This window comes from Hydrogenophaga sp. ZJX-1 (assembly GCF_048590325.1).
GTDB lineage: Bacteria > Pseudomonadota > Gammaproteobacteria > Burkholderiales > Burkholderiaceae_C > Hydrogenophaga.
In genome coordinates this window covers 748,775-763,144 of sequence record NZ_JBMBRA010000001.1, presented here as the reverse complement: position 1 = coordinate 763,144, position 14,370 = coordinate 748,775, and the positions used below count along the sequence as shown (strand labels likewise).

The following is a 14,370-nucleotide window of genomic DNA, read 5'->3' as shown; positions in this document are numbered from 1 at the left end:
CGATCAGGCGACGGTGCGCATGGTGCACATCAGTTCGGCTTCGCAGACCATCTTGCCGTCCACGGTGCACACACCCTTGAACTTGAAGATGCCGGCCTTCATGCGCTCCAGCGTCACGTCCATGATCAGCTGGTCGCCCGGTTCAACCGGGCGCTTGAAGCGCGCAGCGTCAATGCCGGCGAAGTAATAGACCGACTTTTCATCGGGGACCGAGCCCACCACCTCGAAGGCCAGCAAGGCGGCTGCCTGTGCCATGGCTTCGAGCATGAGCACACCGGGCATCACGGGCCGGTGCGGAAAGTGCCCTTCAAAAAAGGGCTCGTTCATGGTCACGTTCTTCAGCGCCTTGATGCGCTTGCCCGGTTCGAGTTCGAGCACACGGTCCACCAGCAGGAACGGATAACGGTGTGGCAACTTCTTGAGAATCTGGTGGATGTCCATCATGGCTTGGGCGTCACTTGGGTAGCTTGTTCGATGGCCTGCTCCACGGCCTTGAGCCGTTCGCGCAGGCGGTTGAGTTGTTTGAGGGAGGCGGCGTTCTTTTCCCAGCTCGCATTGTCGTCGATGGGAAACATGCCGGTGTAGTGGCCAGGCCTGGAAATGGAGCGCGTCACCACGGAAGCCGCCGAGATGTTCACGCCATCGGCCAGGGTCAGATGCCCCAGCACCACCGCACCACCACCCACGGTGCAGTGGGCGCCAATGGTGGCGCTGCCCGCCACCCCCACACAACCGGCCATGGCCGAGTGTGCCCCGATGTGCACGTTGTGGCCGATCTGGATCAGGTTGTCGAGCTTGACGCCATCTTCGATGACGGTGTCATCCAGTGCACCACGGTCGATGCAGGTGTTGGCGCCGATCTCGACATCGTTGCCGATGCGCACCGCGCCCAGTTGCTCGATCTTGACCCACTGACCTTTGTGAGGGGCAAACCCAAATCCATCGGCACCGATCACCACACCCGAATGCAATACACAGCGTTCACCCACGCTGCAACGTTCGCCCAGGGTGACACGCGGGTGCAGCAATGACTGCGCACCGACCATGGCGCCCGCGCCGATCACCGTGTGCGAACCCAGACGCGTTCCAGCGCCGATCCGGGCACCGGGTCCGACGGTCACGAAAGCGGCAATGTCCACCCCCTCGCCGATCAAGGCGTCGGGGTGGATGCTGGCCAGTGGATCGATCCGGGGTTCGCGTCGGGGCTCGTGCTGCGCGCGCCACCATTGGGTCAGGCGGGCAAAGTAGAGGTAGGGATCGTCCGTCACGATACAGGCACCACGAAGAGCGGCTACGGACTGCAATGCCGGTGGAACGATCAGCGCCGATGCGCGGGTGTTCTCGATCTGGCTGGCGTATCGGGCCTGCGCCACGAACGCGAGGTCGTGCGTGCCCGCCGTGGACAAAGGTGCGAGGCGCTGGATGAGCGCCTGGGCATCGCCCTGCAACTGACCACCCAGGGCCTCAACAATAGACCCCAGGGATCTCGACACCGTCAAACCCCCAGCGCCTTATTTGGCGCTGTTCAAAGCATCAATCACCTTGGCCGTGATGTCGAGCTTCGGGTTGATATAGGCCGCGTCCTGAATGATCAGGTCGTATTTTTCAGCCTCGGCGACCTTCTTGAGCGCGCGATTGGCCCGATCAACCACTTGTTGAAGGGCTTCACTCTTCCGGAGGGCCAGATCTTCCTGGAACTCTCGCTGCTTGCGCTGGAATTCACGATCCTGCTCCACCAGCTGACGCTGGCGGGTGATCCGCTGCGCCTCGGGCAGCGTCGGTGCTTCGCGTTCGAACTTTTCAGAAGAACTTTTCAGCTGAACACCGAGGGCCTGGATCTCTTTTTCACGCGGTGAGAAATCCTGTTCCAGTTTTGCCGTCAGGGATTTGGCCAACGCCGAGTCTCGGACAATCGAGTCCAGGTTGACAGCGCCGATCCGAACTTCCTGAGCCGACACAGACGACCCTGCGGCCGCCATCAGAAAAACCGATAGCAACCCGTGCAAAAAAAGCCGAGGAAACTTGTTCATCAAAAGGACGTTCCGATCTGAAACTGGAATTTCTGGATTCTATCCCCGTCGAACTTGCGCACAGGGTTGGCATAGGCAAAACGCAGAGGGCCGATGGGCGAGATCCAGCTCAGGCCCACACCAACGGAGGCCCGCATTTCGCCGAAGTCCACTTTCTGCGATTCACCAAACACATTGCCCACGTCGACAAAGCCGAACCAGCGCAAGGTGCGGTCGTTGCCCGCGCCCGGGAAGGGTGCGATGAACTCCAGATTGGCCACGAAATTGCGCGCGCCACCGATGTTGACAGTCTCACCCGTGGTGGATCCGATGACCGCCGACGTGGGGCCCAGGGTGCCCTGCTCGAAGCCACGAACCGAACCAAGGCCGCCGCCGTAGAAGTTGCGCAACACCGGAAACGGCTCGCCACCCATGCCCTTGCCGACACCCAGCTCGGTGTTGAAGGCCAGCGTGTATTGGCGGGTCAAGGGAATATATTGCTGGAACTGGTAGCTCAGCTTGACATAGCGTTTATCGCTGCCCACACCAAATTCGGTGTTGAAACGCTGCAAACGGCCGTCGGACGGCACGAGCGCACTGTCGCGCTCGTCGCGGGCCCAACCAATGGTGGCCGGCAGGTAGGTTCCGCCCTGGCCACGGTAGGCTTCGGGCAATTGATCGCCTTCATCGACCTTCACGCGCTCGGCACCCAAACCGAAGTAGACCGTGTCGCGTTCGGTGAATGGCACCCCGAAGCGAACACCGACGCCCGGAGTGGAAATCTCGTAGTCACCACCTTGGGCATCGTAGGGACGCGTGGTCTTGTAATACAGGTCGAAGGTGCGGGAAATGCCGTCCGCCGTGAAATACGGATTGGTGGTGCTCAGCACGAACTGACGGTTGAACTCACTGGTGTTGAGGTCCAGCCCCAGGTAGTTGCCGCTGCCGAACACGTTCTCCTGCTTGATGCTGGCCAGGAATGACAGCTTGTCAGCCTGGGAATAACCAGCACCGATGGACAGGTTGCCGGTGGGCTTCTCTGCGACGCTCACCGTCAGGTCCACCTGGTCATTGGTGCCGGGCACAGGTTCGGTATCGATTCCGACCTCAGTGAAAAAGCCCAGGCGGTCCACCCGGTCGCGCGACAGGCGGATGCGGTCGCTGTCGTACCAGGCCGATTCGAGCTGACGGAACTCCCGGCGAATGACTTCGTCGCGCGTGCGGTTGTTGCCTTCCACATTGATGCGGCGCACATAGACGCGGCGCGACGGCTGGGCGCGCAACACGAACGCCACCCGGTTGTTGACGCGGTCGATCTCGGGCGCGGCTTCGACTTGTGCGAAAGCGTAGCCAAACCCACCAAAGTAGTCGGTGAACGCCTTGACCGTGCGGCTCACGTCTTCGGCGTTGTAGGCCTCGCCCACCTTCAGGCTGACGAGCGACTTGAACTCTTCCTCCTTGCCCAGGTACTCACCCTGCAAGGCCACCGACGACACCACAAAGCGATTGCCTTCGGTGATGTTGATGGTGACCGACATGTCTTGCTTGTCGGGCGAGATGGCCACCTGGGTCGAGTCGACCCGGAACTCCAGGTAGCCACGTGTCAGGTAATGCGAACGCAGGTTCTCGAGGTCGGCATTGAGCTTGGCGCGCGAATAGCGGTCGGACTTGGTGTACCAGCTCAGCCAGCCACCGGTATCCAGATCAAACAGGTTGCGCAGGGTGGCCTCGCTGAAGGCCTGGTTGCCGACGATGCGGATGTCCTTGATCTTGGCCACATCGCCCTCGATCACGCTGAAGTTCAGGTTGACGCGGTTGCGCTCGCCCGGTGTGACCGTGGTGGCGACCTGAGCGGCGTACATGCTGCGGTTGATGTACTGGCGCTTGAGTTCCTGCTCGGCACGATCGGCCAACGCCTTGTCATAAGGCCGTCCTTCGGCCAGACCGACGTCGCGCAGGGACTTCTTGAGCACCTCGGCGTCAAACTCCTTGATGCCAGAGAAGCTCACGTCGGCCACCGTGGGCCGTTCTTCGACGATCACCACCAGCACATCACCGTTGACCTGCAGGCGAACGTCGCTGAAAAGGCCCAGACCAAACAGCGAGCGGATCGCCGTAGAGCCCTTTTCGTCGTTGTACTGCTCGCCGATCCGGAACGGCAACGAGGCGAACACGGTGCCGGGCTCCACACGCTGCAGGCCCTCGACGCGGATGTCGCGCAGGGTGAACGGGTCCACCGCCCATGCGGGCAAGGCCGTCAGCAAAAGGGACGCTGCCGCAGTGAACGACAAGCCACGCAGTCTGTTTGTGATTATTTTCATGAGGATAAACGTTCAGCCTGCCAAGCGGGCCACATCATTGAACAAGGCGACGGACATCAACGCCAGAAGAATCGCAACACCACCGCGCTGCAGGCGCTCCATCCAGACGTCAGACACACTGCGCCCGGTCACACCCTCCCAAAGATAATACATCAGGTGCCCTCCATCGAGGACCGGCAGCGGCAGCAGGTTGAGCACCCCCAGGCTGACGCTGATCAGCGCCAGAAACAGCAGATAGGAAGTCAGGCCCAGGCTGGCCGATTTGCCCGCGTAGTCGGCAATCGTCAAAGGGCCGCTGAGGTTCTTGATCGAGGCCTCGCCGATCACCATGCGCCCCATCATCTTGAGCGTGAGCCAGGAAACCTCCCAGGTGCGCACGGCGCCCAGCCACAAACCGTCCACCGGCCCATGGCGCACCAGGGTCATGGCGGGCGCAGCACCCACGTAGGCACCAATGCGCCCGACCCAGGCGCCTTCGATCTGCTCGGGTTTCGGCCGCACCGGCAAGGTCAGGCGTTCGGCACCCCGCTGCAGCAGCCACTGTTGCTCGCGCGGCTCCCCCTGCGGGCCCACCGCTTCGCGAATCAGGGTGCGCAGGCTTTGACCATCGGCCACCGCTCGGCCGTCCACCTGCAGCACGAGATCGCCTGCACGCAAGCCGGCGGCTTCGCCTGCGCCGCCCGGCAGCATCTCGCCCAGCTGGGGTGCGCTCCAGGGCGCCAGGATGCCGATGCGCCGGAACAGGCTCGCGTCGGCATCGCGCACGTCCAGCGTGCTCAGTGGCAAGGTGATGGCGTGTGCAGGCTCACCCTCTCCGCGCGCCACCCACAGCGTCATGTCTTCGCCCGACAGGGCCGCTTGTGTCAATTGCCAGCGCAGGTCTTCAAACGACGACACGGCAACCGGCTCGGAATCGCTACCCGCGTCCATCTGTGAAACCCACTCGCCGCCTTGCAGCCCCACCTGTTGCGCCAGCGAACCGGCCACCGGCGCCGCCAGCACCGGCTTGGGCTCTTCCACGCCCGACCAGTTCACCACCGCATACAACAACACGGCGAGCAACAGGTTGGCCACGGGCCCCGCTGCCACGATGGCGGCGCGCGACTTCAGCGGCTGGGTGTTGAACGCAAGGTGGCGCTCGGCTGCGTCCACCGGCGCTTCGCGCTCGTCCAGCATGCGCACATAACCGCCCAGGGGCAGAGCGCACAGCACGAATTCGGTCGGGCTGCCCTTGCGTTGCCAGCGCAGCAGGGGTTTGCCGAAACCGACCGAGAAACGCAGCACTTTCACGCCACACGCCACAGCCACCCGGTAGTGCCCGTATTCGTGCACGGTGATCAGCAGGCCGAGGGCCACCACAAAAGCGATCAGGGTCAACATGGGCAGGGTCCTGCAATGACGGGGACAAGCTTGTTCAGGGACGACACCGGCCGCCGGTGTCCGCGACCGCTAGGAAGTCCGGTCAGGCTGCGCAACGTGCAACCACCGTGCCAGCCACTGCGCGCGCCTCGGCATCGATGGCCATCAGATCACCCAGGCCCACCGGCTTGGAGGGACGCATGGCGTCCAAAGTTGCATGGTTGACCGCGTGAATCTGGTCAAAGCGCAGTCGCCGGTCGAGAAATGCGGCCACGGCCACTTCGTTGGCCGCATTGAGCACGGCGGTGGTGCCGACCGGACCGGCCAGCGCCTCCCAGGCCAGTCGAAGACCGGGGAAGCGCTGGTCGTCCGGTTTCTCGAAACTGAGTGCGCCCAAGGTCGAAAAATCAAGTGCGGCCGCACCCGATGCGATACGCTCGGGCCAGGAAAGCCCATACGCAATGGGCACGCGCATGTCGGGCGTGCCCAGTTGGGCCACCACCGAACGGTCGTGGTACTGCACCATGGAGTGGATCACGCTCTGCGGGTGGATCACCACCTCGATCTGCGCTGGCGCCAGACCGAACAGGTAGCGTGCCTCAATCACCTCCAGCGCCTTGTTCATCATGGTCGCGGAATCCACCGAAATCTTGCGTCCCATGACCCAGTTGGGGTGGGCGCAGGCCTCCTCGGGCGTGACGAGATGAAGGGTTTTCGGATCACGCTGACGGAACGGCCCACCGGAAGCCGTGAGCACAATCTTCTCCACCCGGCGCTCCCAGGTGGCGGACTCTTCGGGCAACGACTGAAACACCGCCGAGTGCTCGCTGTCGATGGGCAACAACGTGGCCCCGCCCTCTTGCACTGCCTGCATGAACAGCTCGCCCCCCACCACCAGGGCTTCCTTGTTGGCCAGCAGCAGCTTCTTGCCAGCCTGTGCCGCGGCGAGGCTGGGGGCCAATCCGGCCGCCCCCACGATGGCCGCCATCACCGCGTGCACGTCCGGGTCGGAACTGACTTCACACAACGCGCGGTCGCCCGCCAGCACCTGGACCGGCAAGCCCAGCGCTTTCACGCGATCAGCCAGTTGCGCGGCATGGGGGGCGCTGGCCATCACGGCGTAGCGCGGGGAAAAAACCTGGCATTGCTGGAGCAACATCTCCACCTGCGTGGCCGCAGTAAGGGCAAACACCTGGTAGCGGTCGGGATGGCGGGCGATCACATCCAGCGTGCTGGTGCCAATCGATCCGGTCGAACCGAGAATGGTGATGTTCTGTTGAAAAGCGGTCATGGTGTTCAGAGGGTGACCAGCATCATGGCCAGTGGCAGCACGGGCAGCAGCGCATCCACCCGGTCCAGCACACCACCGTGTCCTGGCAGGAGCTGGCTGGAGTCTTTCATGCCTGCGCTGCGTTTGACCAGCGATTCCAGCAGATCCCCCACCACGCTCATGGCGGTCAGGCCAATCACGGCCAGCCACGAAACCAGCTCGCCCAGCGTCTGCAGACGGGTGAACAGACTGGGTTGGTCGGTGAGCTGCTGTCCGTCGAACCAGCGCCACCCCAGTCCGAGCAACAGGACCCCCCCGAGCCCGCTGACCACCCCTTCCCAGCTCTTGCCGGGACTCAGCGTGGGTGCCAGCTTGCGCCGCCCGAATGCGCGCCCGCCGGCATAAGCCGCGATGTCGGCCATCCAGACAAGGGTCAACACGGAGAGCAGAAAGCCCACCCCCAGTTGACGCGCCTGCACCAGCGCCAGCCAGGCACAGGCCAGCAACAGCAGCCCCAGCCCCAGCCGGATCGCCGCAGGCCAGACGCTCCAGCCAGCCACACCGCGCCGCAGCATCACCACAGCCAGACCGACCCAGACCAAGGAAGACACCAGCCAGACCGGTCGCCAGGTCTGTTCCAGTCCACCCAGCAGCCAGAACGCCAGCAACGCCAGCCCCAAGCCCAGCCCCACGGCCTTGGCCACGGCGGGCGCACAGGCATTGAGCCGCGCCCACTCCCAGCCGCCCGCCACCATGAGCAGGAGAGACAGCAGCACAAAGGGCTCGATGGACGGGTAAAACAGGGCGGGCAACAGAACCGCCATCAAGAGCAGCGCAGTGATGATGCGCTGTTTAAGCATGGTGTGGTCCGGCTTGGACACCCGTTGCCGGGCTCTTGACCACCTGATCCGATGTCTGACCAAAACGGCGCTCGCGACCCGCGTAGTCGGCGAAGGCGCGGTCCAGCTCCACAGCATCAAAGTCGGGCCAGAGACAGGGCGTAAAAAACAGTTCGGTGTAGGCGGCTTGCCAGAGCAAGAAGTTGCTGATCCGCATCTCGCCTCCGGTTCGGATCAGCAGGTCCGGATCGCCCGAATGGGCCAGCGCGGTGGTTTCACACAAACTGGCTTCGGTGATGTCACGACCCTCGGCCACCAGCCGGCGCGCCGCCTGCGCGATGTCCCAGCGCCCACCGTAGTTGAAACAGACGTTGAGCACCATGCGCTGGTTGTGGGCGGTAGCATCCTGAGCCCGTTGCAGACCCTGAACGACCCTGGGCGAAAGCCCGCTGCGATCACCCGGAAAATACAGGCGCACGCCGTTCTTGGTCAGCTTGGGCACCTCGCGCGACAGGGCCATGACCAGCAGGTCCATCAAACCGGACACCTCATCCACTGGACGGCTCCAGTTCTCGGAAGAAAAAGCAAAAACCGTGAGCACCTGAACACCCCGCTCCAGGCAGGCCCGCACCGTGTTGCGCAGCGCGTCCACCCCTTGTTTGTGGCCGGCCACCCGCGGCAGATGGCGGCGCTGAGCCCAGCGGCCGTTGCCATCCATCACGATGGCCACATGGTGTGGCACGATGACAGGAGATGTCGGATCGGAAGGCAAGGAATCGGTCATCAAGACGCGGGTTCAGAAAACAGGCAAGGGTGATGCAAACGCGTCACACCGCCATGATGTCCTGCTCTTTGGACGCGACCAACCGATCGACCTCGTTGATCATGCGGTCGGTCAGCTTCTGGATGTCTTCTGTCGAACGGCGCTCATCGTCTTCCGACGCCAGCTTGTCCTTGACCAGCTTCTTGACCGTTTCGTTGGCGTCGCGACGCAGGTTGCGGATGGCCACCTTGGCCGACTCGCCCTCGCCCCGAACGACCTTGGTCAGCTCCTTGCGGCGCTCTTCGGTCATCGGCGGCATGGGCACGCGGATCAGGTCGCCCTGGCTGGAGGGATTCAGGCCCAGATCGGACTCGCGGATGGCTTTTTCGATCTTCGCGCCCATGCCCTTTTCCCACGGTGCCACACCAATCGTGCGGGCGTCGAGCAGCGTGAGGTTGGCCACTTGTGACAACGGCAACATGGATCCGTAGTAATCCACATGCACCGTGTCGAGCAGTTGGGGGTTGGGTCGTCCCGTTCGCACCTTGGCCAGGTTGCTCTTGAACGATTCCACCGACTGCTGCATCTTGTGTTCGGCGGTTTGGCGGACTTCAGCAATGCTCATGAATGCTCCTCAATTCGACAGGTTTCGGTGAGTCGGTGGGTGTCAGACGTGGACCAGCGTGCCCTCGTCGCCACCGAGCACCACATTGCGCAGGGCGCCCGGCTTGAAAATCGAAAACACCTTGACGGGCAGCTTCTGGTCGCGGCACAGCGCAAAGGCCGTGGCGTCCATCACCTGGAGGTTCCTGGCCATGGCCTCGTCAAAGGTCAGCGCTGTGTAGCGGGTGGCATTCGGATCCTTGTTCGGATCGGCGCTGTAGACACCATCCACCTTGGTGGCCTTGAGCACGATCTCGGCTCCAATTTCTGCGCCGCGCAGTGCGGCGGCTGTGTCGGTGGTGAAAAAGGGATTGCCAGTGCCCGCCGCAAAGACGACCACTTTGCCCTCTTCGAGGTACTGCAGCGCCTTGGGGCGGACATAGGGCTCGACCACCTGCTCGATCGCGATGGCAGACATGACCCGCGCCACCAGGCCGGCTTTTTCCATGGTGTCGGCCAGTGCGAGCGAGTTCATGACCGTGGCCAGCATGCCCATGTAGTCGGCCGTGGCACGGTCCATGCCCACCGAACCACCCGCCACGCCGCGGAAAATGTTGCCCCCACCGATGACGATGGCCACCTCCACGCCGAGACGCGTGACTTCGGCAATCTCTTCCACCATGCGAACGATGGTGGCGCGGTTGATACCGAATGCATCGTCACCCATCAGGGCTTCACCCGACAATTTAAGAAGGATGCGTTTATAGGCTGGCATGGACAACTTTCAGGAAATCAGATATCGGTAGGCTCAACCGGCAAGTGTACCGAGGAGCCGGCACAGAACGACCCGGCCAGCGACACAATCACCGCAATAACAGGACAACACACAAGACAACGGGCCTTGCGGCCCGTTGTCTTGTCTCTGCGAAGGGGCTGGCAGTGTCCAGCGCCGGATCAGGCGCCCTTGGCAGCAGCCACTTGCGCGGCGACTTCGGCGGCGAAGTCGTCCACTTTCTTCTCGATGCCCTCACCCACCACGTACATGGTGAAGCCTTTGACGGTCGTGCCGCTGGCCTTGAGCATCTGCTCGACGGTCTGCTTGTCGTTCTTCACGAAGGCCTGGTTGAACAGGCTGACTTCCTTCAGGTACTTCTGCACAGCGCCGTCGATGCGCTTGGCGGTGATCTCGGCACTCTGCGCAGGCTTGCCGGCGGCCAGGAGCTCCTTGTTGGCCTCGTCGGCCTTGGCTGCGGCCACCGAGCGCTCGCGCTCAATGAACTCGGCCGGCACGTCGGCGCTGGTCAGCGCAACAGGCTTCATGGCAGCGATGTGCATCGCCGTGTCCTTGGCCGGCACTTCTTCGCCTTCGAACTCCACCACCACGCCGATGCGGGTGCCGTGCAGGTAGCTCACCAGCTTGGCGCCGCTGCTGTAGTGCTTGAAGCGGCGAAAGCTCATGTTCTCGCCGATCTTGCCAATCAGGCCCTTGCGCACATCTTCGAGCGTGGGGCCAAAGCTGTCCTGGCTGTAAGGCAGAGCGCCCAGCGCTTCGACGCTGGCCGGGTTGTGCTCGGCCACCAGCTTGGCAGCGGCATTGGCCAAGGCCAGGAAGCTGTCGTTCTTGGTCACGAAGTCGGTTTCGCAGTTCACTTCAATCAGACCACCGTTGGTGCCGTTGATGAAGCCAGCGACAACGCCTTCGGCGGTCACTCGGCTGGCGGCTTTGCCCGCCTTGGTACCCAGCTTGACGCGCAGCAGCTCTTCGGCCTTGGCCATGTCGCCATCGGCCTCGGTCAGCGCTTTCTTGCACTCCATCATGGGTGCGTCGGTCTTGGCGCGCAGTTCGGCGACCATGCTTGCGGTAATTGCCATTTCAGTTCTCCGTTGGCCGCCTTCCCCGAGTGGGCCGGGCGGACTTTTCAATTGATCGATTTTGCTTGTGAAAAAGGGGCTACAGGAGCCCCTCTTTCGCGCTGCGGCGAGGCTCAGGCGGCCGCGTCTTCCTTGACTTCGACGAATTCGTCGGAGCCCTCGGCCTTGACGGTCTTGACGACGTCGTTGACGGCGCTGGAGCGACCTTCGATGATTGCATCAGCGATACCGCGGGCGTACAACGCCACAGCACGGGCCGAGTCGTCGTTACCGGGGATCACGTAGTCGATGCCGACCGGGTTGTGGTTGGTGTCAACCACGCCCACCAGCGGGATGCCCAGCTTCTGTGCTTCAAGAATGGCGATCTTGTGGAAGCCCACGTCGATCACGAAGATGGCGTCGGGCAGCGCGGTCATGTCCTGGATGCCGCCGATGTCCTTTTCCAGCTTTTCCATTTCGCGAGCAAACATCAACTGCTCTTTCTTGGTCATGCTTTCCAGGCCGGCTTCTTGCTGGGCCTGCATGTCCTTCAAACGCTTGATGGAGGTCTTGACCGTCTTGAAGTTGGTCAGCATGCCACCGAGCCAGCGCTGGTCAACAAAAGGCACGCCGGCACGGCGGGCTTCCTGTGCCACGATGTCGCGCGACTGGCGCTTGGTGCCCACCATCAGAACGGTGCCGCGGTTGGCGGACAGGTTGCGCACGAACTTGGCGGCCTCTTCGAACAGCGGCAACGTCTTTTCGAGGTTGACGATGTGGATTTTGTTGCGGTGACCGAAGATGTACGGAGCCATCTTGGGGTTCCAGAAGCGGGTTTGGTGACCGAAGTGGACACCGGCTTCCAGCATTTCGCGCATGGAGATAGACATGAGATTTCTTTCCAGAGGTTGGGACTAAAATCCAGCCCTGATCGTCATGAGCGAATGAGGCCAACAGGCTTCACTCCCATGCTCCGACAACACCCGGTTGGGCTGGTTTGCGATTACCTTGCACTCGGGCTCCGGGAAAAATACCCAGATCACCCTCCAGCAAAGCCAGTCAATTATAGCAGGCCAATCCTTGCCATCGACATTGACAACATCAAGCCCAAAGTGGAAACGCTGGACTCCATCATTCGATGACGCCTTCGAAACGATGACTGTGGCCTGATCACCATGCGGCATGTCGGCACCCATGGAACGGAACCGCTGTACGGCCTGGCGGCGACGCGCTCGATCGAGCGCATCGCCGCCAGCGCCCTGCCACCCCACACACTGATGGCCCGCGCGGGCCTGCGCGTGGCCGAACTCACCCGGGCTCTGGCCCCGCACGCCCGGCGCATCTGGATCGCCTGTGGTCCCGGCAACAATGGAGGTGACGGGCTGGTGGCCGCGACCCACCTGCAACACTTCAGCCGGTCGACCGGCGGCCTGCCCGATATCGTGGTCACGCTGTGCGGCGACCCGGCCCGACTGCCACCGGACGCAGCGCACGCCCTGCAGCAGGCGCTGGCCACAGGCTTGCAGATTCAAGACGCGCCGCCTTCAAGCTTCGATTTCGCCATTGATGCCCTGCTGGGCATTGGCTGCCGCCGCCCGCCCGAAGGGCTGCTGGCCGATCATCTTCGCTTTCTGCGTTCCAGCGGTACACCCGTTCTGAGCGTCGACCTCCCCAGTGGTCTGGACACCGACACCGGTGTGCTGATGCGCGCACCAGGCGGGAACCCTCAAGCATCCCAAGAGCGCCACACCTTGTCGCTCCTGACCCTCAAGCCGGGCCTCTTCACCGCGGACGGCCGTGATGAAGCCGGTCAGGTCTGGTTCGATGACCTGGGCGTACCACCCTGCGACGGCGTACTGGCCCAGGCGCAACTCATCTGTGAAACGCCGCACTCCACTGCGCCATGGCGACGAGCGCACGCGACCCACAAGGGCAGCTATGGCGAGGTGGCAGTCCTAGGCGGACAAGACATCGCGCATGCCGGCGCGGGCATGACCGGTGCAGCGGTGCTGGCCGCCCGCGCAGCCTTGCACGGAGGTGCCGGCCGTGTCTATGTGGCGCTGCTGGGCGAGACCCTCGGTGAGCCGGCGGTGCGCTGGGACCCGGAATGCCCTGAACTGATGTTCCGTTCGGTGGCGGCGCTGATGAGCAGCGCATTGATGCAAACCGCCGTTGTCGTTTGCGGTTGTGGCGGAGGTGATGCGGTGGCCGAGCTGTTGCCCGCGGTGCTTGCTCAGGCACCTACGCTGGTACTGGATGCCGACGCGCTCAATGCCATCGCCAGAGACAGCCACCTTCAAGTCCGGCTGCAGGAACGCAGCGCGTCGGGCTGGGTCACGGTGCTGACGCCCCACCCACTGGAAGCTGCCCGCCTGCTCGGCAACGACACCGCCACGGTCATGTCTGACCGACTGGCGGCAGCCCAGCACCTGAGCGACCGGTTTGCCGCCATCTGTGTGCTCAAGGGATCGGGCACCGTGATCAGCGCGCCGGGGCGTATGCCGATGATCAACGCCAGTGGCAACGCGGCGTTGGCAACGGCCGGCACCGGCGACGTGCTGGCCGGCATGATCGGTAGCACCCTGGCATCGCCTCCGGGGAGCTTCGAGCAAACCGTTCAACGGGTGGCTGGTGCCGTGCACCAGCATGGCCGTCTCGCCGACCGGTGGATGCAGACCAAGGGCGCTTGCCACCTCACCGCCAGCATGCTGGCCGAACAAGCCCTCTGAGCCAGCCCGGCTTCCGGCGCTTCAGCCCAGCAGGATCAAGCCCACCTGCAGCACAATCACCAACACCAGCACCGACAGGTCGACGCCACCGATCGGCGGGATGATGCGGCGCACCGGTCGCAGAATCGGCCCACACAGGCGATCGAGTGTGGAGAGCACCGGTGAACCGGGTTGCACCCAGGACAACACGGCATAGACCAGCAACAGGATCATCAAGCCCTGCAACACCACCCGCAGCAGCAGCTTCACGGCCAGGGTTGGAATGGCCAGCACCAACGCAGCCGACGACGCCGGCATCCCGGCAAACAGCGAGGCCAGCATCAACCAAAGTCCCCCATAGGCCAGCGCCAGCAACAGGGCCGCCATCAGGCTACCCCAATCGACGCGGCTTTGCGCCAGGGACTTGGGGAGGATGCGCCGCACCGGTCGCACCAGCCAGTCGGTGACCGCGATGGCCAGGCGCCCGGGCTGCGCTGACATGTGGATGCGCAAATGGTTCATCCAGGCGCGCAGCAATGCGGCGGCGATCAGGAAAAAAAACAGGGTTTCCAGCAGGAAAAACAGAACGCTCATGAGAATGGACCTTTGATCAGAACAAGCCAGCGAAGGCCCTCGGCGACGGCGCC

14 protein-coding genes are annotated in these 14,370 nt (G+C 63.2%); 1 reads left to right on the top strand and 13 read right to left on the bottom strand.

What is annotated here, in order from left to right; genetic code table 11:
- Nucleotides 1-3 precede the first annotated feature (3 nt).
- The 12 genes from fabZ to rpsB form a co-directional block, all read right to left on the bottom strand.
- On the bottom strand, nt 4-444 hold the full coding sequence (gene fabZ, locus ACN5W5_RS03735) for a 3-hydroxyacyl-ACP dehydratase FabZ (RefSeq protein ID WP_177134989.1): 441 nt from the start codon (nt 442-444) through the stop codon (nt 4-6).
- A complete protein-coding gene (gene lpxD / locus ACN5W5_RS03730; RefSeq protein ID WP_420047222.1) occupies nt 441-1,493 on the bottom strand; it encodes a UDP-3-O-(3-hydroxymyristoyl)glucosamine N-acyltransferase in 1,053 nt (350 codons plus the stop codon). Before lpxD ends, fabZ begins: the two co-directional genes overlap by 4 nt.
- Before the next feature lie 18 nt (nt 1,494-1,511).
- On the bottom strand, nt 1,512-2,030 hold the full coding sequence (locus tag ACN5W5_RS03725; protein WP_177134993.1) for an OmpH family outer membrane protein: 519 nt from the start codon (nt 2,028-2,030) through the stop codon (nt 1,512-1,514).
- Complete coding sequence (bamA, locus tag ACN5W5_RS03720; protein WP_420047221.1) at nt 2,030-4,330, bottom strand: outer membrane protein assembly factor BamA; 2,301 nt, start codon at nt 4,328-4,330, stop codon at nt 2,030-2,032. Before bamA ends, ACN5W5_RS03725 begins: the two co-directional genes overlap by 1 nt.
- A gap of 12 nt (nt 4,331-4,342) precedes the next feature.
- Nucleotides 4,343-5,710 (bottom strand): RIP metalloprotease RseP, encoded by a 1,368-nt coding sequence (rseP, locus tag ACN5W5_RS03715; protein ID WP_420047220.1) that lies wholly within the window; start codon nt 5,708-5,710, stop codon nt 4,343-4,345.
- An 82-nt stretch (nt 5,711-5,792) separates the two neighbouring features.
- Nucleotides 5,793-6,980, bottom strand: a complete 1,188-nt coding sequence (gene ispC / locus ACN5W5_RS03710) for a 1-deoxy-D-xylulose-5-phosphate reductoisomerase (RefSeq protein ID WP_420047219.1) — start codon at nt 6,978-6,980, stop codon at nt 5,793-5,795.
- 5 nt (nt 6,981-6,985) lie between these two features.
- Nucleotides 6,986-7,819 carry a phosphatidate cytidylyltransferase gene (locus tag ACN5W5_RS03705; RefSeq protein WP_420047218.1) on the bottom strand — a complete coding sequence of 278 codons (834 nt, stop codon included), beginning with the start codon at nt 7,817-7,819 and terminating at the stop codon, nt 6,986-6,988.
- A complete protein-coding gene (uppS, locus tag ACN5W5_RS03700) occupies nt 7,812-8,582 on the bottom strand; it encodes a polyprenyl diphosphate synthase (RefSeq protein WP_420047217.1) in 771 nt (256 codons plus the stop codon). The genes ACN5W5_RS03705 and uppS overlap by 8 nt, the downstream gene beginning before the upstream one ends.
- 43 nt (nt 8,583-8,625) lie before the next feature.
- On the bottom strand, nt 8,626-9,186 hold the full coding sequence (gene frr / locus ACN5W5_RS03695; protein ID WP_420047216.1) for a ribosome recycling factor: 561 nt from the start codon (nt 9,184-9,186) through the stop codon (nt 8,626-8,628).
- A gap of 42 nt (nt 9,187-9,228) precedes the next feature.
- Nucleotides 9,229-9,939, bottom strand: coding sequence for a UMP kinase (pyrH, locus tag ACN5W5_RS03690; protein WP_420047215.1), 711 nt, complete (start codon nt 9,937-9,939; stop codon nt 9,229-9,231).
- Between the two features lie 179 nt (nt 9,940-10,118).
- The gene (gene tsf / locus ACN5W5_RS03685) at nt 10,119-11,036 is read right to left on the bottom strand and encodes a translation elongation factor Ts (RefSeq protein ID WP_420047214.1); all 918 of its coding nucleotides are present in this window, start codon (nt 11,034-11,036) and stop codon (nt 10,119-10,121) included.
- Nucleotides 11,037-11,149: 113 nt separating this feature from the next.
- Complete coding sequence (rpsB, locus tag ACN5W5_RS03680) at nt 11,150-11,905, bottom strand: 30S ribosomal protein S2 (protein WP_420047213.1); 756 nt, start codon at nt 11,903-11,905, stop codon at nt 11,150-11,152.
- Nucleotides 11,906-12,190: 285 nt separating this feature from the next.
- On the opposite strand from rpsB, the gene ACN5W5_RS03675 reads away from it, so the two are divergent.
- Nucleotides 12,191-13,744, top strand: coding sequence for an NAD(P)H-hydrate dehydratase (locus ACN5W5_RS03675; protein WP_420047212.1), 1,554 nt, complete (start codon nt 12,191-12,193; stop codon nt 13,742-13,744).
- A gap of 21 nt (nt 13,745-13,765) precedes the next feature.
- Here the strand turns inward: ACN5W5_RS03675 and ACN5W5_RS03670 are convergent, their stop codons facing one another.
- Complete coding sequence (locus tag ACN5W5_RS03670) at nt 13,766-14,317, bottom strand: YggT family protein (RefSeq protein WP_226466373.1); 552 nt, start codon at nt 14,315-14,317, stop codon at nt 13,766-13,768.
- Nucleotides 14,318-14,370 lie beyond the last annotated feature (53 nt).